Genomic DNA, 23144 nt, shown 5'->3' with positions numbered 1-23144 from the left:
TTGGAGACCAAGCGACTTGATCTGGCCTTCACCTGGCAAAAGTTGGTCACTGTGCACAGCAACTCCTTACGGCGGATCTCATAGTGATGGTTCCTCGGCGGTCGTGTTCGTCAGGAACGCCAGGGGGGCCTCATAGAACGCATCCAGGACTCGCGTAGCCGGGGCGATCACGATGGCCTGCTCGGCAAAGGACGTGGGCACGATCAGACGTTCCGTATCAATCGCCGTATGCGCACGATTCGACGCACCGCGCCGGACGGCGGACAGGTAATCGGGCGTGTCCGTAACCGCGTTGTCCGAGAAGACGACGATGTCAGGATCGATCATGTCCAGCATGATCGCGGCAGTCTCGCCCACCTTCTCTGCCCGCTCCCGCAGCACGGCCGTAGCGGACTCGTCGCCGTCACGCGCGCGAGCGACCAGTTCTTGAATCGTCGTCACGCCGGTGATGCCCCGCTCCCGCGCATGTCGGACCGCGGCCAGGTCGGTGACGTATGCCTGAACGCAACCACTCCGACCGCAGTCGCACCGAGCGTCGCGATCGTCGAGTTGGAGGTGAGCTATGGTACCGGCGGCGGACCTCGGCCCATAGTGGACGTTCCGGTCGATGACGATGGCGGCGTCCACCACGGTGCCGATGAACAGATAGACCAGGCTTCCTACGGTCTTGGCCGCGCCAGACCAGAGCTCGGCAAGAGCGCGTGCACGCACGCTACTCTCCACGAGCACAGGTAGCTCGATGCGAGCGGCTAGCTCCGCCTGAACGGGGACATTGCGCCAGCCGAGCGTGTCATGCTCGATCACGATTCCGGACTCGGAGTCGATCCATCCGGCCAACGTGACACCCACGCCCAGCAGGTGTCTTTCTTCGCCGTATCGTTCGACGAAGTTGTTGATGTGCCGTGCCGCATCGTTCAATATGTCGTCAGGCTCGGTATGTTCGTGCTCGTAACGCTCGTCGACGATAGCGGCACCGCGGACGTCTACCAGGCCGATCGTCGTCCGCAAGGCCCCGATGTGGACGCCGAGCACCGCATACCGTTCCCGGGCGAAGTCCAGCGGCACGCGAGGGGCTCCCGCGTTTCCCGGCATCGGCTCGCTCGGTAGCTCATACAGCAGTCCCGCCCTGAGCAGGTTTGCGGTCACCTTGCTCACACTGGCCGCGCTGAGACCGGTCAGACGTGCGATCTCCTTGCGGGCGATGGGGCCGTGGACGAGAACCGTCCGCACGGTGGCCGCGACGTTCTGCTGCCGGATCGCCGGAGGCGCCTGTGCGGACAACCACGACCCGGTGTCAGACACTCGGAGCCTCCCGGGCAACCGCGTACCCACCTTCTTTGATCACTTCCGCTCGAGTGAGCCGCCCACCCGCGACCCGCAGCAGCGCCTCGAGCACCCGATCGGCGGCACATTCCAAGCTTTCCTCACCGGCTACCACCGGACCCAGGTCGACATCGAGATGATCTCGACGTGCGACGGTCGACTCGTCGCTCCACCCCACCTTGACGGTGGGAGCCACGAGATGACCGAAGGGGTTGCCGACACCGGTGGTGAACAGCAACGCGTGAGCACCTCCGGCGACGAGACCCGTGGTCGCTTCGGCCGCCGCTACAGGGGTATCCATGAAGTAGAGCCCCGGCTTGGGCGGCGCTTCAGCATAATTCAACAGACCGTCGATGGGCGCACTGCCGGTCTTGGCGACGTTGCCCAATGCCTTTTCCGTCAGCGTCGTAATCCCACCACTTCGGTTTTCCGGACCGACGACTGCCGTCTCCATGTCCGCGGAACTCGACCGATCATGCCGTTCTCGCACTGTCGCTACCATTTTCTTACCCAGTACATCCGACCGAGCTCGCCTGGCCAGGATGTGCTCGGCGCCCCAGATCTCCGCGCTCTCACCGAACATGCAACGGGCTCCCCTGTCGACGAGTTTGTCGACTACCCTGCCAACGACCGGATTGAGCACGAGCCCGGACAGGCCGTCGGACAGGCCGCACTTCAATCCCACGATCAGGTCACGTGGTTCGGCCGGTTCGCGAATCCGTTCGGATGCTTCGATGGCAAGCTGCGTGCTCAGGCGGATACCAGCGGACGTCGCCTCGATCGTGCTGCCGCACTCGACCATGTCCAGAACCGCAGCCGGGGTGCCGACGTCTCGCGCGGCAGCCGCCATGTGCTCAGCGAGTGCCGCGTCGTAGGCGACGATCAGGACCGCTCCGACGTTGGGATGTGCCGCGAGTCCGGTCAGCGTCCGCAGCGTCGTCTCCCGGTCCACATCGACCAGAGCCCGCCCGGCAGGCTCGACGACCAGTACCGCGTCGGCGACCGCGCCCGCGATCCGGCGGGCGACCGAGTTGGCCAGCACCTCGGGCGCGATGATCAGCAGCTGGTTGCGGCTGCCTGCCCTGCCGTCCTGACGTCGATACAATGCAATGTCTCTCACGTTTGTCCACCTGGTTCGATACCGCGCACGTTGTGCTCGTGCACGTGCTCTCCGCTCCGAATGTCCTGCGATGCGACCCCGATGACCTCGCCGCCGTACTTGCGGATCTCCTCACCGGATGCCAGGTCCGTCAAGGCGATCTTGTGTCCCACGGCCACGTCGTCGGCCACGATGATGACGGCGCCCGGGTCGCCCTCGCTCTCGACGGCGACCCGATCACCCGCGGATGCCGGGCTCATCATCGTGGCGACGTTGTCGTCGGCGTTGAGCAGCAGGGCACGCGCGTCGGCGCGTGCAGGGTCGGGTGTAGCCGCTGTGTGCGGCGCATCTGCATTCAACATGCCAACTGTCCCCCGTCAACGTGAATGTCGGTTCCGGTGATGAAGCTCCCCTCGTCGGACGCGAGGAGGGTGGCCACGCCTGCGATCTCGCGCGGTTGCCCGACACGGCCAAGCGGTATGGGCTCGGTACGCATCGTCCGGAACTCGGGATCCGCCAGCAGCTGGCGGTTGAAATCCGATTCGACGGTGCCAGGCGAGATCGAGTTGACCCGTATCTGGTGCGGTGCCAGCTCCACTGCGGCCGCCCGGGTGAGACTCACGATCCCGCCTTTGGCGGCGGCGTAATGCGCCTGACCGGCGACGCCGATGCTGGCGGTGATCGACGCGACGTTGATGATCGAACCGGGAGCGCCCCGATCGACGAGGAGTTGACCGACCCACCGGGTAGCGACAAAGTACGGCCGCAGGTTCACCGCGTGCACCTGATCCCAGTCGGCGAGCGTGAGCTCCAGAAAGGGTTTGCGGGCGGCCATCGCGGCCGCGTTGACCAGAACGTCGATCGAGCCCATCTCGTCGCGCGCCTGCCGTAGCGCACCGGTGAGCTGGTCGGGATCGGACACGTCGGCTTTGATCATCAAAGGTGCGGGCGACGCGGAGGAGGCCGGCCTGCCGTGGTCCGCCGGTTCGTCCATCGGTGTGTCCGCCGGATCCATCGGTGAACGGATGTCGATGATCGCGACGTCCGCTGCCTCCGCCCGGAACGCATCCACGATGGCCCGGCCGATACCCCGACTCGCCGCACCCGTGACGACGGCACGCTTCCCGTCAAGCCTCACGACTGCCCCTTGTCGAGGCCGGCCTGCTCGGCAGCGAGGATGCCGATGTCGTGGTCGGCGTGGCCGCTAGCGACGAGTTCGGTGCAGCGCTGGAGGGCGCGTTCGGCGACCGGCGTCGAGAGACTCAAGTTCGCCGCTAGCTGGACTGCGAGGCGGATGTCCTTCTCGGCCAGGCGGAGCGCGAAGCCCGGTGAGAGGTCTCCAACGAATGCCTTCGCCGGCAGGGCCTTGTCCATGACCGAGGTTTGGGCCAGCGTCTTGGCCGTCACCTCTCGCATGAGATCGAGGGGTAAGCCGGCTTGGAGGCCGACGCCCAGCACTTCACCCACCCCTTGCATCACGGTGATGGTGAGCATGTTGTTGACGAGTTTCATTGCCTGCCCGGTCCCGGGGCCGCCGCAGTGCACGAGCTCGTCACCCATGCACATCAGCACCGGCCGCGCTCGCTCGACCGCATCGCTGCTCCCCCCTGCCAAGAGCAGCAACGCGCCTTCCTTGGCGTGCTCGGGTGTACGGCCCACTGGGCAGTCGACAGCGAAGACACCCTTCGACTCGAGCGTTTCTGCAAGCCGTTGGGCGGTCAGCGGGTCACCGGTGCTCATATCGACGAAGGTTCTGCCGGGTCGAAGACCGCTCGCGACGAGCCCATCCGGCCCGAGAACGATCTCCTCGACCGCCGTGGGATGGGGCAGCATGGTGATGATCACGTCGCGCGATTCCGCCATTTCGGAGACGTCGGCAGCGATGTCCGCACCGAGTTCTCGCAACGCCTCCACGGCCGCCGAGTTCGTGTCGTACACCATTAGCTGGTGTCCGCCGGCGAGGATATTGGTGGCCATAGGCGCGCCCATCGCGCCGAGGCCGATAAAGCCTATACGTGCCATGGTGCCTACTTCCTCACGTATCCTGCGGGCTCGTGTCTCGAAGCCCTAGGCCCATCCGTCCCGACCGCTCGACCAGGTCAGGACCGGGCCGGGCCGGTTGGGTGGCCAGAAACGGACGGACGTGGTCATTCATCAGGTCGGCGACGACCTCCTGGTACGCGGGATCATCGACCAGATCGTGGTCTTCGATCGGATCCATGTGGAGATCGAACAACTGCACCGGCTGCAGATCGCGCTCGTAGATCACCAACTTGTACCGGTTCGTGCGGAACATGGCGAAGCCGTGATTTTCGCTGATCACATGGTCTCGGCCCGCCACGTCGGATCCCGAGAAGACGTCACGGAAGGATCGCCCGGCTCCGTCCGGTATCTCGTCTGCGCCCGCAATCGCCCGAAGCGTCGCGGAGAGGTCGACGTGTTCCACCAGTCCGCTCACTCGTCGGCCGGACGACGCCCCGCCGGGAGGCCGAACGACGAGCGGAACCCGGACCGCCGGATCGTAGAACACCATCTTGTTGAGCAGACCGTGAGTCCCGAGCATCTCACCGTGATCGGCCGAGTAGACGATCCAGGTGTTCTCATCGAGACCTTGCCTTTCAAGAGCAGCCACGATCTCTCCGATGGCGTCGTCGATGACAGTCACGTTCGCATAGTAGTGCCGCCTTACTTCACGAATACGCTGGTCAGTGAGCGTATCGCTGCTGCTGTAGTCCAGAAATGTGTTGAGAAGCGTGCTGAGCGGGCCGCTACCGGGGACCTCCGGCCGCTTGGTGGAGTCGAGCGGAATCTCGTCGTCACGGTATTTCTCCACGTACTGATCCGGAGCGTCCCACGGATCATGCGGCCCAGGAAATCCAACCCACAGGAAGAAGGGATCCGACTCTGATCGCGAATCGATCCAGCGGGCGGCCTGCCTGCCGACATAGGCATCCAGATAATGCTCCGGAGGCAGTGGACACGGGTCCACCACCCAGGTCGGTTTACCTTCATAGTCAGGATCGTCGGCACGGCCCATCCTGATCAGCGGCGACCGTTCGCGCATGAACTCCCGGTACGTCTCCAGATATCCGTGCGCAGCCAGGTAGTCGGTGTATCCCGTACGAACCAGCCCGGACGACAGCTTCCCGATCTCTTCATACACTTCCGTGAATCCGAGTTCGCGCATGCGACCCAGCCCTTCGTCGAGGTCGCCGGGTGTCGGGAAGAGGTGCATCTTGCCCACCGCGACCGTGTCGTAGCCGACGTTTCGGATGGCCTGCGGGAGGGTGGGAAGGTCGGAGCGGGGTTCGCAGTCGTTGTCGAATGCGCCGTGGTCACGAACGTATCGTTCGGTGAGCAACGAGACTCGTGCCGGAACGCACAGGGGGGCTTGGCAGTACGCGTCGTCGAACAGGACGCCTTCCTCGGCGAGCCGATCGAGATGGGGAGTTCTAACGACCGGGTGGCCGGCCGCGCCGAGAACGTCGGCACGGTGTTGGTCGGAGAACAACCAGACGATGTTCGGTCTGTCACTCATTCAGTCACCTCATCGACGGCATCAATGGCGGGTTCCGGGCGGGCCCACGGCGAACCGGGGGAAGCCGCGAGCAAGGACAGGGTGTACGGGTGTTGTGGTGCACTGAAGATCTCCGACGTGGGTCCATGCTCGACAATCTTTCCGGCGCGCATGACCGCCACCTCGTCGCACAGGTGGCGCACGACGCTCAGATCGTGCGCGATCACGACATATCCGAGATCGAGCTCATCTCGCAGGTCAGCCAGGAGATTGATGATCTGTGCTTGCACCGAGACGTCGAGCGCCGATACCGGCTCGTCGGCGACGATCAGCTGGGGTTCGACAGCGAGTGCCCTGGCAATTCCGACCCGCTGCCGCTGGCCGCCGGACAGTTGGTACGGGTACCGATCGAGCAAACTCACCGGAAGACCGACGTGCGAGATGAGGTCACCCACCCGTGACTGGCGACGCTCTCGCGACGCGAGCCCATGTACCACCAGGGGCTCGGTAAGAATCTGGCGCACCGTCTGGCGTGGGTTGAGCGACAGGTACGGATCTTGGAACACAAGCTGCACCGTGCGCCGCAGCCGGTTTCGTTCCTCCCGGCTGGCGTGTGTCCATTGCAGGCCGTCGATGCTGATGCGGCCGGAAGAGGGCGACAAGAGCCCGACGATGGTTCGTGCAAGCGTCGACTTGCCACAACCGGACTCGCCGACGAGCCCGAGCGCTCGGCCGGAATGGGCACGCAGGCTGACTCCCTCCACTACCGGCCGCTCGTCCGGCTGCCGCCACAAGCGGGCCTTGCGCTGATAGCTGACATATACGTCCTGCACATCGAGGATCGGCGTCCCCTCTGATCCGGTCTGGCTCGTCCTCGAGCTTCCCGGGGTCGGTGGGGTCGACGCCGGCAATGGCTCGGCTGCGGCCCAGCAGGCGGCGTGGTGAGGAGTATCCGTTCCTCGATCCACCAGCGCCGGCTCGTCGGTACGGCAGCGGTCCATGGTGAGCGGACATCGTGGGTGGAACCGGCACCCGTCGGGACGGCTCGTGACGTCCGGTGGTTTCCCGGCAATGGCGGGCAGGCGCTCACGTGTGGGCCGATCCAGCCGCGGCGTCGATCGCATGAGCTCCCGCGTGTAGGGATGCCGCGGTTCCCTGATCACGTCTCGCACGCTCCCCTGCTCGACGACTCGGCCGGCGTACATCACCATGACCGAGTCGCAGATCTCCTCGACGAGACTCATGTCGTGTGTGATCAGCACCAACGCCATGCCGAGCTCGGAACGTAGCCGGGCCAGCAGCCGCAGGATGCCTTCCTGCACCGTGACGTCGAGGGCGGACGTGGGTTCGTCGGCCAGCAACAGGGCCGGGTTGTTGGCAACCGCAATCGCGATCATCACCCGCTGCCGCATGCCGCCCGAGAACGTGTGCGGGTAGTCGTCTTTCCGCTTCTCCGGATCCCGAACACCGACCAGTTCCAGCAGTTCGACTGCCCGCACCTCCGCCTTGTCCTTCGGCATACCGTGCAGGACGAGCACCTCGCGGATCTGCTGGCCCACGGTCATCAACGGATTGAGGAATGCCAGCGGATCTTGGAATACCATGCCCAGCTCGGCGCCACGGAGTGCGGCAACCTCCGCGTCGGGCATCTCGAGCATGTCGCGACCCTGAAAGTGGATACTTCCGCTCACCACCGTGGCTGCCCGCGGCAACATGCGGCCGATCGACAGCGCGGTCAGGGACTTTCCCGATCCTGATTCCCCGACGACGCCGAGAATCTGTCCAGCCGGTACGGAGAACGTGACTCCGCTGACGACAGGCACGCCGCCGGATTCCAGGCTCAACTCCAGGCCCAGGTTCCGTACGTCTAGAACAACCTGTTCGGTCACGTGCGCAACACCGCCTGATTGAGTGCGTCGGACACCATGAAGTAGCCCACGACGAGGAGCAGGACGACGAAGATCGGGGCTAGGGCATACAGCGGAGTTTCGAAGAGGTACGAACTGCCATCTTTGATCATCGACCCCAGCGACGGCTGCGGTGACTGGATCCCCAGACCGACGACGCTCAAGCCGCCTTCGATCATGATGGCGTGTGCCATTTCCACGGCGAAACGGACGAAGATCACATCAACGATGTTCGGCAGGATGTGCCTCATCATGATCCGGCGCCGCGGATAACCGAGAACTTCGGCCGCCGCGACATAGTCCAACGAGAGCTGGCCGAGCAGCGCGCCGCGGGCCTGCCTGCCGAAGATCGGCATGGTCACCAGCGCGATCGCGATCATGACCGATTCCATACCTGGAGCGATCGCGATCGCGACACCAATACCGAGAATTACCGCAGGCACACCGATGAGAACATCGAACATCCGCTGAACCACAGCGTCGGCGACCCGGCTGACAACGGCGACGAGCCCCAACAGCGTACCGATCACTGCCGCGACGGGTACCGCGACCAAAGTAATGATCAGGTCCACACGGGTACCCGCCAGCACCCTCGCGAGCAGGTCGCGCCCTACCTCGTCGGTGCCCATGAGGTGATCCGAACCCGGCTGCTGAAGGCTGTTCGGTCCTTGTTCGAACGGTCCGTAAGAGAGCAAGAACGGGCCAATGACGCTCACGAGGATGACGAACGCCACCAACGCCAGGCCGATTGCTCCCCGTGGACTCCTCACGGCACGCCAATATCGCCCCCGGCTACGCGGGACGACCGGTGCTTGCCCACCTCCGTCGACCGATTCCGCGCCCGTGAAGGCCGTCGTGCTCACGAGCTCACCCCCAATCGGATCCGCGGATCAAGGCGGGCCATGCAGACCTCGGTGGCCAACTGCGCGGCAATCATGACGGCGATCCCGAGCAGCAGTAGCACCTGGGCGAGCCGGTAATCCCGCGTCTGCACCGCCTCGACCAGGAGGCTCCCCAAACCGGCTCGCGCGAAGATCGCCTCGGCGACGACCACCCCGCCCAGCAGGTGGCCAACCCGGATTCCCAGCTCGACGATCGCCGGCCCCAGGCTGTTCGGAACCACGTGACGCCACGTGATCCAACGCGTGCTCGCGCCCTTGGCCTGAGCGGTGAGGACGAACTCCTGATCGCGTGTGCGGCGCATCTCCGTCGCCAGCAGCCGGCCAAGGACCGGTGCGGTCGGCAGAGCCATCGCGATGCTGGGCAAGATCAATCTGCTCACCGCGTCAGCGGGTTCACCCAGCAGTGACGCCTCACCACCACTGGGTAGAACTCCCCACACCACAGCGAACAGAAAGATGAGAAGGACACCACTGACGAATGGAGGCATCGCCAGTGCCAGGGTGGCCATAGAGTCGATACCCTGTTTGATCACTCTGGACTTGCTCGTAGCCAGCCCGACGCCCATCGCCGTGCCCAGCAAGATCATGAGGAACGTAGCGGTCACGGTGAGTTGCAGCGTGCTGCCAATCCGCTGCCCGATCAGCTCGCTGACCGGCTGACCTAGCGTGTAGGACATCCCCAGGTCCCCGGTCAGCAGCTGCCGCAGCCAGTCGAGGTACTGCGCGACCGGATGCTGGTCGAGCCCCATCTCCGTTCTGATCGCAGCGATCGTGTCCTCGGCGGCATCCGGACCCGCCAGGATGGATGCGGGGTCGCCCGGGGCGAGGTGCAGCAGTCCGAACACGATGACAGACGTCGCCAACAGGACGGCGAGTCCACTCATCACCTGCCGCAGCACGTAACGAGTCATGTGCTCAACGTCGCCTTTGTCAGATCGAGGGCGAGGGTGAGATCAACCTCGACTCCACTCAGTCCGGTGACGCCGACCACCGGCGTCTGAGCCTGTACCACGGTGTTGTGGAAGGCCTGCTCCAGCATGTAGTCGGTCAGTGCGCTCGTCGCCGTTTCCCGTTCTTCCTCCGAGGCTGCAGTGGTCAGATCCTCGACCAAGGATTCGTATTCGGCATCGGTGACGTTGTGCGTGTTTTCCCCGACCGTCAACGGCAACGCCGTCATAAGCGCCGTCGCCGGCCCCATCGCGGTCAGCGCGATGGGCGTGACCCAGAGTCCCGGGAAGTCAGCCGCCTGCAGATGCTCGACGAACTCCGCCTGGTCATATGCTTCCGAGCGGACGTTCAACCCGATCTCTTCGAGCCCGAACTGGACGATCTCCTCGACGGCGCCGTACGCGGGGTCGGCCGCAAAGGACGTGAGCACGACCTCGGCTCCCTCCGCACCGGCCTCCTGAAGCAGCGTCCTGGCTCGCTCCACGTCGTACGCGTAGTGCGTCGTCTGTTCTTCCGTCACCCCGGGCACGCTGCTGGACCACGGCACGCAGCTGGGCTCCGCCAGCCCGCTGTATACCTGCTCCGCGATGCGCTCGCGATCGAGGGCGTAGGCGATCGCCTGGCGGACACGGATGTCGTCCAGGGGTTGCACGTCGGTGTTCACGCCCACGTAGACGTCAAAGCCTTCGCTGTTGTCGACGACGAAGCGGTCTTCCGGCAGCCTGCTGGCATCGCGTGGGGTCATGCGGTTGACCAGCTCCAGCTCGCCCGATCGCATCGCGGCGAGCATGGCCTCCGGCTCGGGGATGATCCGGAACAGCACCTCCTCGATGGCGGGCTGGTCACCCCAATAGGAATCGGACCGGACCATCTCGATCTCGCGACCCGGCGTCCACGACTTCCACTGGAACGGGCCAGTACCGACGACCTGCTCGCCGTCGGCAATGTCCGGGTAGGTTTCCGAGTCGATGATGGGCAGCATGGCCAGCGCGTCCAGATAGCTCGGGAAAGGGCTGTCGAAGGTCACCGTGACTTCCATGGGGCCGGACTCTTCGATAGTGGCCGCCCGCTCGAGCAGCTTGGCAGCCTGTGCACTGGACTCTTCCGAAAGTGCTGCCTCGACCGAGGCCAGCACGTCCTCGGGGCCGAACTCCCTGCCGGTGTGAAACGTAACCCCATCGCGCAGCGTCAGCACCAGCTCGGTGCGATCGTCGTTCCACTCCCATTCACGTGCCAGCGCCGGCCGGTAAGTACCGTCCGGGTTCTTGTCGATCAAGTAATCGAACACCGTTCGCCGGAGAGGCTGGTTGGTGGCGACGAACATCTGTGTCTTGGGCAGCTCGACGTCAGTCGGGATGCCGACCCGGAGGGTCTTGGCGGACGACTCGCCCGCCGAATTCGACCCGGCTCCAGGGTCTGTGTCGTTTCCACATCCGGCAACGAGTAGTCCACCCCCGACCACTGAGCCCTTGAGGAACGTACGGCGGGCGATCCTGGGAGCGGCGATGTGGTTCATGGTGATCCCTCCAGACCACTTCTGCTGGCCTCAGTAGGTTCTGCCCCTTGCGATTAATTTCTGAACCTAATTAATCGAGGACGCTAGTTGGTGGCCCCCGGCGTGTCAAGAGGGTGCTCGTCGACCCGGTTCTCGTGGACGGCCGGCATCATCGCCGTTCTTCGTGCACAGCGCACATCCACGAGGTGAGGTTTGGAATCTTGGAGGGGCGTCTCATCGCCGCACAACAAGAGCGCACGCGTCATCCGTGCACGGGACAGCCCCAGCTCACGCGCCCACGGAGTCGCGTTGTACTGCCCGGGCGAGTGCCGACTGTCCACGGGTGATGGTCCAGGCAGCGATGGCAAGGGTTGCGGCGGCGAGGGTTTCCCAGGTGTGGGGTGTGGGTTCGGCGAGGCTGTGGGAGAAGGGTAGCCAGGCGGTGAGGTCGCGGGCGGCGTGCTGGGCCAGGATGACCGTGAGGTAGGTGCTGAGAGCGATCAGGGGGCCGATGATGGTGCCGAGCAGGCAGGTCGCCAGCAGCCCGATCGCGGTGATCATGAGGACGTTGAACAGGATGCCGGTACCCGACGTTTGCGCCGGCAGCGTGACGTGCACCAACCATGGCCCGAGTAGGGGCGTGGCGAGGGCTACTGTCGTGGTAGCGGCGTAGTACCAGCGCAAGGGCGCGGTCGCGGTGCGTTCCCAGCTGTGCATGCGTGGGGCGATCAGCGCGCCGACCAGCGTGCCGTAGATCGCCGGTAACGCTTCCCACAGCATGGTCGAGCGGGACGGTTCGGTAACGACGAATCGGATCTCGATGACCGTGCCCCGTTCGAGCAGCGACACGAGGACCACGACAGCGGCGAGTACGAGTGCGGTGCGGGCCGAGCGTGCGGCGAGGAACAGCCGCCAGCTACGTATCACGGCAGCTCGTCCAGGGCGACGTCGCAGTCGAACAGGTCGGCATGGTGGTTCGCGATCCAGTCGCGAACCTGCTCATCCGGTAGCTGGTTCAGGCGGTCGACGGTCTGGTCGACATCTGGATGTACGCCGCCTTGCAGGGCAAAGCCCGCGTAGCCGGCGCTGGCCCAGATCCAGTGGGCGACGGCTTGCGAAACGAGGTACTCGTCGGCGGGTACACCAGACATGCCGGCTGTGTCGCGGCTGAGCCGGTGACAGTATCGGGCGCCGGACATCTCGCCCGCGACATCGAGTGCGGCCCGATCGAGCCAGGCATCGCTGTCCTGAAGCTGTAGCTGCAGAATGACCCGGTCTCGGGTGCCGTCATCGTCCCACAGGATCGCGTCGTATACCTCGTCGACCAATGTGGAGTCGGACAGCCCAGCCGCGTGCGCCGTGTCCGCCACCGCCCCGGCTAGCGGGGCCAGCACGTCGGCGCGAGCCTGATGCACGCACACGTCGATGCCGCCCGCGTCCTCGCAGACTCGGGGCGGGTCTTCCTCATAGTCCAGAGGTTCGGCCGGGCGGGCCAGCGCGACCAGTGCGATCACGGCGGGAAGCGCCAGCACCGGTAACCCGGAAACCGAGGTGCGCAACGTTGCCGTCGAGCGTCCCGACACCCAGCGCGCTGCCGCGATCACGCAACAGGCCGCCAGCACGACGAAAAAGAACACCCGGAACACCGACAGCACCGGGTTCACCTCGTAGCCGGCCGACGGCAGCCCGGTCAGCCACGTCGGCGTGATCGCCACCGCCTCCCGGCCAACTAGCTCGGCGGCCAGCACGAACGCGAACGACCCGACAACCGCAGCCAGGATGCCGGCCCACCGCGGCAACACCACTCCGATCAGATAACCGGCCGGTGCGAACACCACCAGACCGGCCACACCACTGGCGATCACGAGCACGTCCGGTCCGCCCGCAGTGGCCCGCACGGCCGTGGACACGACCAACGGCGCCAACACGAGCACGTACCCCAGGAGCCCGGCACCTGCCAGCACACCCACCTGCCGCAGCACCAGCGGCGCACCCGACCGCGGCGCCGACGCCGGACACACGATGCTACTGCGAGGCGTGAACACCCCAGCCGCCCATGCCGCGCAGCCGGCCAGCACCGGACCGGCCAGCACCAGCGACTCGTGAAACTGCGCCGACACCTGCACCCAGTCCGCCACCGGCCACGTGAACAACGCCCAGCCATGCAGCAGCACCGAACCCGTTACCGCCACCACAGCTACACCGACGATCAACACGGGCACCGGCCAGATAATCCGACGCGCCCACCTCACCCGGCATCCTCCGAGCCCACCAACCGCTCGTACGCCCGCTCCAACGGCGTCGACAACACCGGCGCGCCCGCACCGCCAACACCGCTGCCATCCTCGCCAGCCCCTTCTTCGGCGACGCTGTCAGCCAGAGCCTGCGGCGAACCGTGATAAGCCACCGTGCCCGCACGCAGCACCACCAGCTCGTCACACAGCTGCGCACCATCCTCGATCAAATGCGTCGCCACAATGATCGTCCGCCCGGTACTGATCGCCCTCAGATAGTGGCGCAGCCGCACCCGCTGCGACGGATCCAACCCCACCGTCGGCTCATCCAGCAACAACACCGGCGGCTCGTGCGCGATCGCCGCCGCCAACCCCAACCGCTGACGTTGCCCACCCGACAACCGCCGCACCCGATCCGTGGCCCGCTCCTCAAGGTCAACGACCGACAACGCCTCTATAGCGGCCCGCGCACAATCAGCCACCGGCACGCCATGCGACCACGCCGCATACGCCACCGTGTCCTGCACCGTCATCGACCCCGACAGATCGAACCGCTGCGGCAACCACCCGATCAACTCCCGCGCGGCCGAACGGGCCACCGCCGAGGACACATCGCGCCCATGAACAGTGGCCCGCCCGGCATCCGGACGACTGACCGTGGCCAGCACCGACAGCAATGAGGTCTTGCCCGCACCATTCGGACCCAGCACACCGACAATGCCGCCAGACAACCGCATACTCACCGCATCCAACGCCACCCGGCGCCGATACCGAACCGTCAGATCAGCAACCTCAACCGCAGGAACACCGGCCACGATCGCCGACGATATCATCAACAACTGTAACTAACAGTGATCGAACTTACCTCCTGACCTCCGGGGCCGCTAGTCTCGGTGTAGTAGTTGTTCGAGCCGCTCAGGCAATCCGCAGTGGCCGTCCAGATGACGTTTGTAACATCTCCACTGCGAAAAGCGAGTTCTGAGTCCCAAAGCGTTCGCTCATGCATGAGGCTCGTTCTGACAACGCCGCTCGATACGCATCCTTGTCGACCACCAGTCCCGTCAACCTCCGCTCCAACCTGCTCCGGCGTATACGCCAAAATCCGGCATTGTTGTGGCTCCTCAGCCCACGCCGACGAGACCGTCAGTAGACCACACCCCAACGCGGCTACGGACATTACGCTGACGAGTGTCTTTTTCATGTGACCCTCCTTGCAACTTCGGGTTCGAGTCATACGTTATGAGTGGCACCGATCCGTGCAAAGGGGCCAAAATGACCCTCGATTTTTTAAGTAAAGATTAGCCCATACTTAGACAACATTCGGCTCGTTTCGATGAATAAGCGATCGGATTTGACATCGCTTTTTCTGGCTCGAGAAGGATTTGAACCACGACGAATAAGATTAGTATTTCGGTGCGTAAACGGGCAAATTTATACTCTTGCCCTGGAGTCGATTCCTGCATGTGATCGTGAGGCAATGGTCCGCGTGATCACATTCTGGGAGCATCTGGCAGAGAAACGGCCGTCGGCAGATTGTGCAGTGCGACATCGAAACCGGTGCCCGAATAGACCATCGCACAACGGCCCGCTCGCACCCAAAAGGACCCAGGTTCGTGTCCTGCCAAACACTTGCACGACATGTGTGATCACGGCTAGAACTAGAATAATACGGCTTGTTTCACACTCAAGAACAGGGGATTGTTAGATTAGAATCTCTACGATTTCTGAGATTTCTACACTAGATGAGAGTGCAACTGAGACTGAACCGGCCTGCACGATGAGCACAGCTGAACTTTCCGTTGCGGACAATTCAGCGTACCGAGCCGTCCACACCTGCCGTGTCGAAGATTGGCTATGCCAGGACCGAGATAGATAGAGCTGGACGTCGCTCTCTATGTGGTGAACGACGAGGCCACCATGCAGCACGTCATCGATTCGACGGCCTAACCAGCGATCGATCCCGGAAAGTTGCTCCGCAAGGGTCATTGCTCAATAATCAGATTTCTGATTATTGAGGTCAATACCCGAGCGTTACCTCATTCGGCTCTTGTCGTGCGTGGCCGGGGGGACCTCGATTAACGGAATCAGTAGAGCTCGCTGAGCTCGGGCGACCGCTCATCGAGGCCCGTGAGCTCCGCCTGCCGGTGCTGGACGGCCGACAGGTCCATGGCGGCCGGGATGGCCAGCACTTCCGGCTTCGACTTTTCGCACACCAGTACCGCCCGGGAAAGCTCCTCGCGTGCCTTGCGCGCCGCCGGGCTCTGCAACGGTCGGTGCGCAACGTTGGCCAGATCGAGTGGGATGAGCAGGAGCATCCGGTGCCAGATACCGACGTCGACACGCCCTTCTGCCACCGCGACCGGCATGTGCGGGAAATCGCACTCGACGTATTCGTACCCCTCCGTCGGGGGAAATTCCGCCTCGGTGAAGGTCACGTGATCGTATGACGAGTGGTCAACGCCCACCCGGGTCCGTGTGGGGCTCGTGGGCAGTTCCTCCCCGGCGCGGTGCAAGACGAGGATGGACCCCTCGGCGTAGTACGTGTCGGGACCGAGGTCGGTGATATCGAGCCCGTCGGCCATGCTCTCCTGCAGGCTGCGCGCCGCTCCCCAAGACATGACGGTGACGTCCGCCTCCCCGGAGATCACCGCTTCCGCGCGGCGCGCCGCACCGCGCCGGTACCACAACTCCATCGGCACCTGCAGACGCCGTTGCTCGTCCGCGATCGCTTCGGCCAGGCCATAGCACTCCAGCGGGCCCAGTGGAGGCAGCAGCCACCGCAACGCCCGGGCGCCGGACAGCGCCCACAGTCTTCCGACGTTCCTGTCCACCACCTGTCGGCCCTGATGTCCACGCGACGCGACGGCCAGCGCGCCGGAGGACACCAGGACGCCAAGCGCCTTCTGGACCGTACCGGCTCCGACGCCAAGCTCGCGTTGGTACTGCGAGCTAGTACGCAGGCGACCACCGACCTCGACGCCGATCGCGTCCACCGCCATGGCGCGCAATACGCGCTGCAACGCGGGCTGGGGCTCTATGTCCGTCGGATCCAACACATGTGCACGTTAGCCCAGCCCACCGACGTCTTGCCGCCTCTGGGGTCATCGGGCGGGCGCGAAGGCCATGCGCACCACCGGCGTAATCGAGCCCGCCATGTGCGCGTAGCCGTCGGCGTTCGGGTGCACCCCGTCGCCCAGCATGTGTGCCTGCCCGGGTCCGAACACGTCCAGCCCGTCCAGCAGCTGGATGTCCTTGTCGCCATCCTCACGCAGCAGTTGCACCGCCTCGCCGACCTGGGCACGCATCCCTGCCAGGCTCATCCCAGACGCGCCCGCCGTGTTCTCACGCTCCGGGCTGACGATCGGTGACATGACGATCAGCGGTACTCCCGGATGGCCGTCCCGGATGGTGCTCAGCAACCCCAGCATCGCGGGCAGGAACGACCGCTTGGTGAACGTGCCCTGGCCGTAGACATTTATGCCCAGGCACGCCACGAGCACGTCCGCCGGCAGGTCGCGAATCATCCTGCCGACCATCGGGTCGAGGTGGCACTCGCCAGCGAACCCGAGGCAGGTCAGGTCCAAGTCGAGCTCACGCGCGACGATCGCCGGCCATGTCCTGGTCGGCGACGCGGCAGTCCGGCATTGGGTGATCGAGCTGCCGTAGGTGAGCAGCCGCGGGCGACGAGAGGGCGACGCCGGCCACACACGGGCAGCAGCGTCGACCTCCACGGCCGCCAGCCGGAAATCGCCGAACTGCGGCAGCCACAGCTCCACGGACTTCTCTCCCGCTGGCAGCTCCCCGAACGAGAAATCGCCGCTCGCGCCGACCGGGACCGAACCTGCGAGCCGGCCGTCAACCACCAGGTCCACGATCTGCGTCTCGGCGTCATCAGACACCGGGACGGCCCGGCCACCGACGATGCGTGCGTCGGTGTCGAACTCGACCCGGACTCCCGCCTGCATCCCCGCACGAAATCGCAGGTCGTCGCCAGGGAACAGCCCGATCCGGCGCAGTGGCAACCGCCACCCGCGCGACCACTCCGGCGTGTGCTCCATCTCGACGACACCGGCCCAGCTCAGCACCGGATCGTCGGACCGGAGCTCGCGACGTCCGCTCGCAGCATGCCTCGGATTCGTCGTCGGTTCCTCGCTCGTGCTCACATCCACCCCAACCGCAGTCGTTCTCCCTACCGATGCAGCATCTCAGCTAACCGGAACGCATTCGGCCAGGCCCTGCCGCTGCCGTTCCTACACCCTGGTGATCGATGTGTTCGACGCGACGACGGTGCTCAGACGTCCCGACGACGCAGCACCAACCAACCTCCCACGAGCGCCACCGTTGTCCAGAGGGCGACGATGCCGAGGCCGACCCACGGCCCGTAGGAGTGGGCGAACGCCGGATCGTCCTGCGGCCCGGCGACATGCATGATCACCATGCCCGCCTGGTCCGGCAGGTACTGTGCCACCTCGCGCACGTACGGGACGTTGCCCAGCCCCTGCGAGCCGAGAAAGAACACCGGAAGCATGATCCCGATCGCACGCGTCGACGCTCCCGTGATCATCGCGAATCCGGCCGCGAACAGGACAATGAGCGTGAGGTAGATCCAGCTACCCGCCATAGCTCCCAGGACGCCGTCGTCACCCAGCGTCATCCCGTGCGGCCCGAGTGCCAGTTGCGCCACCGTGAAGGCCACCGGCACCGTGACGATCGCCAGGCACGCCACCGGCAGCGCCACGGCCAGCACCTTGCCAACGTAGAACGTGCCACGCTGCGGCGTCGCCGCCAGGGCTGCCCGGATCGTGCCGGTGGAGATCTCGCTGCCGACCACGAGCACGCCGAAGACCACCAGGGGGAGCTGCGCGAGCGTGAGGCTGTAGAAGGCGGCGAACAACGAATCGAACCGCGTCAGCTGCTCTGCGGACCGGTCCGCGATGTTGTGCCGGAGGTTCAGCCCCATCAGGTAGCTCACCCCGATCGCCAGGATCGCGGCCAGCGACAACGTCCATGCGGTGAACCGGACCGAGTAGATCTTGAGCAGTTCGGCACGCAGCACGCCACTCATGCGATGCCCTCCCGGCCGGCGGGATACTCGACCGCCTGCGATGTCAGCGACACGTACGCATCTTCCAGCCGGCCGAACCTGTCGGCCAGCTCGCGCACCGTGGTGTCGGCGATCAGCCTGCCCCGGCCGACGATGACCAGCCGGTCCGCGGTCTGTTCCAGCTCGCTCATCACGTGGCTGGAGAGGAGGACAGTCCGGCCCTCAGCCGCGAGCGAGCGCATCAGCTCGCGGATCCACCGGATTCCGTCCGGGTCGAGCCCGTTGACCGGCTCATCGAACATCAACACTCCCGGGTCGCCCAGCAGGGCCGCGGCCACACCGAGCCGCTGCCGCATCCCCAGCGAGAAGCCGCCCACCTTCTTCCGGGCAACGCCGGCCAGCCCCACCATCTCCAGCGTCTCCGTCACCCGCCGGTACCCGATGCCGTTGCTGAGCGCCAGCCAGCGCAGATGGTGGTGCGCGCTTCGGGCCGGATGGACAGCACCGGCATCGAGCAGTGCTCCCACGTGACGCATGGGCTGGCGCAAATCGCCGTAACGGCGACCGCCGATCAGGACCTCACCGGATGTCGGCCGGTGCAGGCCGAGCGCGATGTTCATCGTGGTGGTCTTGCCGGCACCGTTCGGCCCGAGGAACCCGGTGACTTTCCCCGGTTCCACCGTGCAGGACAGGCGATCCACGGCGACCGTCCGGCCGTAGCGTTTGGTCAGCTCTCGTACCTCGATCATGCCGTCCACGTTCCATCCGCCGGCCGCCGTCGCACATCGGAGCGAGGACCGGAATTCCGCCTCGGACAACGGGGCGAATCCGGCAGTACCCCACGCGCGTTCTCCGACCTGGGGATGACATCCGGCGGTCCGATGCGCCGCCGCGACCGGACCGGATAGCGTCATCGGGTGGACGAGCTCGCCCAGCGTGCGGTGTTCTCGCCGCGCCTGACACGCCGTCGGCTGGTCGTGGCAGACGTGACGGCGGCGGTGGTCTACACCGGCGTGGTGCTCATCGACCTCGACGCGCAGACCGGACCAGACGTGCCGACGTGGTTTCGCGTGCTGATCGTGGCGGGCACCGGTCTGCCACTCGCGGTCCGGCGCCTGTGGCCGCGACCGGTGCTGGTGCTCGTGCTGCTCTGTTCCGTCACCGGCGTGTTCGTCGGCACCCTCGCCGATCCGTTCCTAGCTGCGGCCGCAGCGCTCTACACCGTTGCCGTCACCGGACCTGCGCGACCCCGCGTGCCGATACACGCCATCGGAATTGCCAGCGCGATCACCATGGTGACCGGCACGATGGGCGGTCCCGCCGGGTGGCAGTCGAGCGAGACGGGTACGGTCCTGCTCGGTGCCGCGATGCTCGGCGCCGCGTGGACGCTCGGGCACATCGTGCTGGAGCGACGCGAACAAGCAGCGTACACGGCCCGCCAGCTGGCCCGGCAAGCCGTCGTCGACGAGCGCCTGCGTATCGCACGCGAACTGCACGACATCGTGGCGCACAGCATGAGCGTGATCACCGTCAAGGCCGGTATCGCGAACCACGTCATCCGCGAGCGGCCAGACGAAGCGGCCGACGCGCTGCAGGTGATCGAGCGCACCGGCAGGGATGCCCTCGGGGAGATGCGCCACCTGCTCGGCGTGCTGCGCGCCGAGCCCGCCGGCGACGATGTGGGAGGCGGCCAATCCGGCGACGACAGAGCCGGTGATGGCCGCTCCGGCGCCGCCAACGCGCGCGACGACGATCCGCAGCGGCCGACGCGGGCTGGGGTCGGCATCGATCTCGATGCTGCCCTCGCGCCCAGGCCGGGCATGACCGATCTCGATGCCCTCGCCGACCGGGTCCGTAGGGCCGGTGTCGGTGTCAACCTGCGGATGAGCGTCCCGCACAGGCTGCCGGACGGCGTGGAGCTGTCGATCTACCGGATCGTCCAGGAAGCGCTGACGAACGCCGTAAAGCATGCCGCTCCAACCACCTGCCAAGTCCGCATCGACGACGACGCGGGCACGGTCACGATCGACGTGTACGACGACGGTCCGGGCGGCGGGCGGCAGCAGTATGAGGGACGCCACGACGACCACGGGCCCGCCCACAGCGCCGAACACCTTGACCAGCCCGGCGCTCGTGACGATCCCGACCGGTCGCCGGACCGACCGGACCGACCGGCAGGTCATGGCCTAATCGGTATGCACGAGCGGGTGATGGTGTACGGCGGCACGTTCAACGCCGGGCCGCGGCGAGAGGGAGGATTCGCAGTGCACGCCACGCTCCCCTACACCGTCCCGGACCCACCCATCCCGGCTCACCTCGCGACCGGGTCGGAGACACCGGACGCCGACCAGGCCGACCCCGCGCGACCGGGCGCCGAGGGGCAGGGCGTCGACGAGGCAAACCCCGAGCGGGCCGAAGACGTGCGGCCAGACCGGGCACGAACAGATGTAGCCGGCCCGCCGCGCCAGCACGGAGGGACGACGTGACCGGTCCTATCCGGGTGCTGGTCGCGGACGACCAGGCTCTGATCCGCGGCAGTTTCCGGGTCCTCATCGACAGCACGCCCGGGCTGACCGTTGTCGGAGAGGCCAGTACCGGCACCTACGCTGTACAGGCCGCCCAGCGCGAACAGCCGGACGTCGTCCTCATGGACGTGCGCATGCCGGAGATGGACGGCATCGAGGCCACCCGGCGCATCTGCCACGGGCCGGAGACTGCTGGCGTGCGGGTGCTGATCCTCACCACGTTCGATCTCGATGCGTATGTCTATGGAGCCCTACGGGCCGGCGCCAGCGGCTTCATGCTCAAGGATGCCCCGCCTGCCGACCTCGTCACCGCCGTCCGCGTCGTCGCTGCGGGCGACGCACTGCTGTCACCGGGCATCACCCGGCGGCTGATCGCCGAGTTCGCCCGCCGTCCCGACCCAACGCAGCAGCCGACGCCACGGCTCGACGGCCTGACACGCCGCGAACGCGAGGTGCTCGAACTCATCGCGCGCGGACTGTCCAACGACGACATCGCCACTCACCTGCACGTCAGCCTGGCCACCGTGAAAACCCACATCGGACACCTGCTCGCCAAACTGCACGCCAGAGACCGCGCCCAACTCGTCATCGCCGCCTACGAAACCGGCCTCGTCAAGGCCGCCACCTAACTGTCGCCAGTCCCGTGCGCCCCTCCGCGCCGTCGACGGCCATGGCGTCGAACCGGCCACGCACAGGCTCCTCCGAACCGGGAAAGAACCGACATTATCGAGATGATGGCCCCGATAATGTCGGTTCGTTCGCCAGCCGATCCCCGATGATGCGTCGAACTGGCGGGTGAACTGGATGTCTCTATCCGGATCAGGCCCGCGAACCCTGGGAGCTGCGGCGGATGAGAGTGATGCCTACGCCGAGCACCCACACCGTCGCCAGACCGACGAAGGGCAGCAGGAGCTCGAACGAGGCTCCGGGCAGCTGCAGGAACAGTGCCGAACCGCCGAGGAACCATCCGAGGGTTCCAACGATGCCCATCCAGGACAGCACGCGCGAGTACTGTCCGCTTCGCGTCATTGCCAGGGCGTACAGGGCCAGCGCCAGGCCCAGGAGGGTCTGGGACAGGATGGAGGTGCCACCGACGAGCCCCTCAACAACCCGGATGTCGACCGCTGCCGCGTCGGCCTCGATCTCGCCGGAAGCCCATTCCTGGGCGAGCACACCGCTGCTGAATCCGTCGTGTGCGAAGTTGACGGCGAAGAGGGCGACCGCGACGATCAGTGTGACTTCGGCCATCCGCGCAATCGACCTGCTCACCGGCTCCCGCAGGGCGCGACCGGCTGTGGTGAAGGCCATGACCCAGCAGAGCATCCCGAGCACCCCGGCGAATGCCGCGACCAGCCAGGGCTTACCGTCGATGTACTCGAGAACTCCGAGCGTGTCGCCGCGCGGGATGTCCGCCCGCTGCTGAAGAAGGTTGCTGACAATCGTCAGGACGGTACCGGCGATAGCAAGGATCCCGGCCCACCTCATCTGGAACCGCAGTGCCCCGCCACCCTCGGTCGCCTGCTCCGACGCGAGCTCCGACATGGGTTTCTTTCCCCTTTCCGTATCCAACATTTGCACCCGCAAGCGCGGCGGGCATGACAAAGATGCCATCCGCGCGGGCCGATCCGCCTCCGGAACGTCCCGGATATCAGGCCGGAGATGCGGACAGGGGCCGCAAGGGGCGATGCTCAGATGCTCAGTTCGACCGTTTCGACCGTTCGATGCCCAGTAGGGCCTGCTCGATGTGTGGACGGCCCGGAACGGGTGTACCAACGTGCCGAGACCGTCGAGTTATGGCGCACGTAGCTGTGCTTAGCACTGGCTGCATGTGCCGCGAGGCTGGCGGGGATATCGTCGTCGCTGTCGGTGACGATCCGGCCGCCGTCGCGCAACAGGTGAATGTGGGTGAAGACGCCTGCGGTATCGAAGATCACGTCGAACTCGCCCAACGCATCGGGGTCGGACGTGGCGTCAACAGCGCCGAGATTGGGCACGGCTTCGATCTGCACGGGGCGCGAGACGAGACTAAGACTGAGACCCGGGGTGCCCAAGCTGGCACCCCAAGCTCATAACCAATAAGGCATATTGCGGGTCTTCGGATCTCAGCGGGGAGGCCATCCTTCGGGGTGGCCTTCTTTGTGTGTGCGTGG

Annotated in this window: 21 protein-coding genes; 2 read left to right on the top strand and 19 right to left on the bottom strand. The window is 65.6% G+C overall.

The annotated features are described in order from the left end of the window. Positions 1-78: 78 nt before the first annotated feature. From DPM12_RS20105 to DPM12_RS20025, 17 genes are all read right to left on the bottom strand, one after another. A complete protein-coding gene (locus tag DPM12_RS20105) occupies positions 79-1302 on the bottom strand; it encodes an ROK family transcriptional regulator (RefSeq protein WP_112260146.1) in 1224 nt (407 codons plus the stop codon). Continuing rightward, entirely contained in the window at positions 1295-2443 is a 1149-nt protein-coding gene (locus DPM12_RS20100; protein ID WP_158542973.1) for a UxaA family hydrolase, read from the bottom strand. The genes DPM12_RS20105 and DPM12_RS20100 overlap by 8 nt, the downstream gene beginning before the upstream one ends. Next, complete coding sequence (locus DPM12_RS20095; protein ID WP_112260144.1) at positions 2440-2784, bottom strand: UxaA family hydrolase; 345 nt, start codon at positions 2782-2784, stop codon at positions 2440-2442. The genes DPM12_RS20100 and DPM12_RS20095 overlap by 4 nt, the downstream gene beginning before the upstream one ends. Further along, complete coding sequence (locus DPM12_RS20090) at positions 2778-3560, bottom strand: SDR family NAD(P)-dependent oxidoreductase (RefSeq protein ID WP_112260143.1); 783 nt, start codon at positions 3558-3560, stop codon at positions 2778-2780. Before DPM12_RS20090 ends, DPM12_RS20095 begins: the two co-directional genes overlap by 7 nt. Beyond that, positions 3557-4444 carry an NAD(P)-dependent oxidoreductase gene (locus DPM12_RS20085; RefSeq protein WP_112260142.1) on the bottom strand — a complete coding sequence of 296 codons (888 nt, stop codon included), beginning with the start codon at positions 4442-4444 and terminating at the stop codon, positions 3557-3559. The genes DPM12_RS20090 and DPM12_RS20085 overlap by 4 nt, the downstream gene beginning before the upstream one ends. Before the next feature lie 13 nt (positions 4445-4457). Continuing rightward, entirely contained in the window at positions 4458-5960 is a 1503-nt protein-coding gene (locus DPM12_RS20080) for a sulfatase family protein (protein WP_112260141.1), read from the bottom strand. Then, a complete protein-coding gene (locus DPM12_RS20075; protein WP_112260140.1) occupies positions 5957-7828 on the bottom strand; it encodes a dipeptide ABC transporter ATP-binding protein in 1872 nt (623 codons plus the stop codon). The genes DPM12_RS20080 and DPM12_RS20075 overlap by 4 nt, the downstream gene beginning before the upstream one ends. Further along, entirely contained in the window at positions 7825-8709 is an 885-nt protein-coding gene (locus tag DPM12_RS20070) for an ABC transporter permease (RefSeq protein ID WP_123788331.1), read from the bottom strand. Before DPM12_RS20070 ends, DPM12_RS20075 begins: the two co-directional genes overlap by 4 nt. Beyond that, positions 8706-9659 (bottom strand): ABC transporter permease, encoded by a 954-nt coding sequence (locus DPM12_RS20065; RefSeq protein WP_112260138.1) that lies wholly within the window; start codon positions 9657-9659, stop codon positions 8706-8708. The genes DPM12_RS20070 and DPM12_RS20065 overlap by 4 nt, the downstream gene beginning before the upstream one ends. Next, the gene (locus DPM12_RS20060; RefSeq protein WP_112260137.1) at positions 9656-11212 is read right to left on the bottom strand and encodes an ABC transporter substrate-binding protein; all 1557 of its coding nucleotides are present in this window, start codon (positions 11210-11212) and stop codon (positions 9656-9658) included. Before DPM12_RS20060 ends, DPM12_RS20065 begins: the two co-directional genes overlap by 4 nt. A 267-nt stretch (positions 11213-11479) precedes the next feature. Next, positions 11480-12118 carry a hypothetical protein gene (locus DPM12_RS20055; protein ID WP_112260136.1) on the bottom strand — a complete coding sequence of 213 codons (639 nt, stop codon included), beginning with the start codon at positions 12116-12118 and terminating at the stop codon, positions 11480-11482. Then, positions 12115-13413 (bottom strand): hypothetical protein, encoded by a 1299-nt coding sequence (locus DPM12_RS20050; protein ID WP_112260135.1) that lies wholly within the window; start codon positions 13411-13413, stop codon positions 12115-12117. The genes DPM12_RS20055 and DPM12_RS20050 overlap by 4 nt, the downstream gene beginning before the upstream one ends. 26 nt (positions 13414-13439) lie before the next feature. Further along, on the bottom strand, positions 13440-14240 hold the full coding sequence (locus tag DPM12_RS20045; RefSeq protein ID WP_211659179.1) for an ABC transporter ATP-binding protein: 801 nt from the start codon (positions 14238-14240) through the stop codon (positions 13440-13442). A 1269-nt stretch (positions 14241-15509) separates the two neighbouring features. Then, on the bottom strand, positions 15510-16481 hold the full coding sequence (locus DPM12_RS20040; RefSeq protein ID WP_112260133.1) for a YhfZ family protein: 972 nt from the start codon (positions 16479-16481) through the stop codon (positions 15510-15512). Between the two features lie 45 nt (positions 16482-16526). Beyond that, a complete protein-coding gene (locus tag DPM12_RS20035; protein ID WP_123788329.1) occupies positions 16527-17588 on the bottom strand; it encodes an SGNH/GDSL hydrolase family protein in 1062 nt (353 codons plus the stop codon). A gap of 128 nt (positions 17589-17716) precedes the next feature. Further along, positions 17717-18490 (bottom strand): ABC-2 transporter permease, encoded by a 774-nt coding sequence (locus DPM12_RS20030; protein WP_112260131.1) that lies wholly within the window; start codon positions 18488-18490, stop codon positions 17717-17719. Further along, positions 18487-19218, bottom strand: coding sequence for an ABC transporter ATP-binding protein (locus DPM12_RS20025; protein WP_112260166.1), 732 nt, complete (start codon positions 19216-19218; stop codon positions 18487-18489). The genes DPM12_RS20030 and DPM12_RS20025 overlap by 4 nt, the downstream gene beginning before the upstream one ends. Positions 19219-19386: 168 nt before the next feature. Here DPM12_RS20025 and DPM12_RS23315 point away from each other — a divergent pair, with 168 nt between their 5' ends. Continuing rightward, complete coding sequence (locus tag DPM12_RS23315) at positions 19387-20955, top strand: sensor histidine kinase (RefSeq protein ID WP_158542972.1); 1569 nt, start codon at positions 19387-19389, stop codon at positions 20953-20955. Then, the gene (locus DPM12_RS20015) at positions 20952-21623 is read left to right on the top strand and encodes a response regulator (protein ID WP_112260130.1); all 672 of its coding nucleotides are present in this window, start codon (positions 20952-20954) and stop codon (positions 21621-21623) included. The genes DPM12_RS23315 and DPM12_RS20015 overlap by 4 nt, the downstream gene beginning before the upstream one ends. Positions 21624-21813: 190 nt before the next feature. On the opposite strand, the gene DPM12_RS20010 is transcribed toward DPM12_RS20015, so the two are convergent. Both DPM12_RS20010 and DPM12_RS20005 read right to left on the bottom strand, forming a co-directional pair. Next, positions 21814-22536: a DUF4386 family protein gene (locus DPM12_RS20010; RefSeq protein ID WP_112260129.1), complete on the bottom strand. Its 723-nt coding sequence runs from the start codon at positions 22534-22536 to the stop codon at positions 21814-21816. Between the two features lie 146 nt (positions 22537-22682). Beyond that, positions 22683-23045 carry a hypothetical protein gene (locus DPM12_RS20005; RefSeq protein ID WP_123788328.1) on the bottom strand — a complete coding sequence of 121 codons (363 nt, stop codon included), beginning with the start codon at positions 23043-23045 and terminating at the stop codon, positions 22683-22685. Between the last annotated feature and the right edge of the window lie 99 nt (positions 23046-23144).

The sequence above is a fragment of the Phytoactinopolyspora halophila genome (assembly GCF_003287285.1).
GTDB lineage: Bacteria > Actinomycetota > Actinomycetes > Jiangellales > Jiangellaceae > Phytoactinopolyspora_A > Phytoactinopolyspora_A halophila.
The sequence above is the reverse complement of the archived record's forward strand: the minus strand, read 5'-3'. Positions and strand labels throughout refer to the sequence as shown.

Excerpts from the sequence above, each read along its gene's own strand:
- DPM12_RS20095 (WP_112260144.1), bottom strand. The coding sequence starts at position 2,784 with ATGTTGAATGCAGATGCGCCGCACACAGCGGCTACACCCGACCCTGCA.
- DPM12_RS20085 (WP_112260142.1), bottom strand. The coding sequence starts at position 4,444 with ATGGCACGTATAGGCTTTATCGGCCTCGGCGCGATGGGCGCGCCTATG.
- DPM12_RS20080 (WP_112260141.1), bottom strand. The coding sequence starts at position 5,960 with ATGAGTGACAGACCGAACATCGTCTGGTTGTTCTCCGACCAACACCGT.
- DPM12_RS20065 (WP_112260138.1), bottom strand. The coding sequence starts at position 9,659 with ATGACTCGTTACGTGCTGCGGCAGGTGATGAGTGGACTCGCCGTCCTG.
- DPM12_RS20060 (WP_112260137.1), bottom strand. The coding sequence starts at position 11,212 with ATGAACCACATCGCCGCTCCCAGGATCGCCCGCCGTACGTTCCTCAAG.
- DPM12_RS20030 (WP_112260131.1), bottom strand. The coding sequence starts at position 18,490 with ATGAGTGGCGTGCTGCGTGCCGAACTGCTCAAGATCTACTCGGTCCGG.
- DPM12_RS20025 (WP_112260166.1), bottom strand. The coding sequence starts at position 19,218 with ATGATCGAGGTACGAGAGCTGACCAAACGCTACGGCCGGACGGTCGCC.
- DPM12_RS20010 (WP_112260129.1), bottom strand. The coding sequence starts at position 22,536 with ATGTCGGAGCTCGCGTCGGAGCAGGCGACCGAGGGTGGCGGGGCACTG.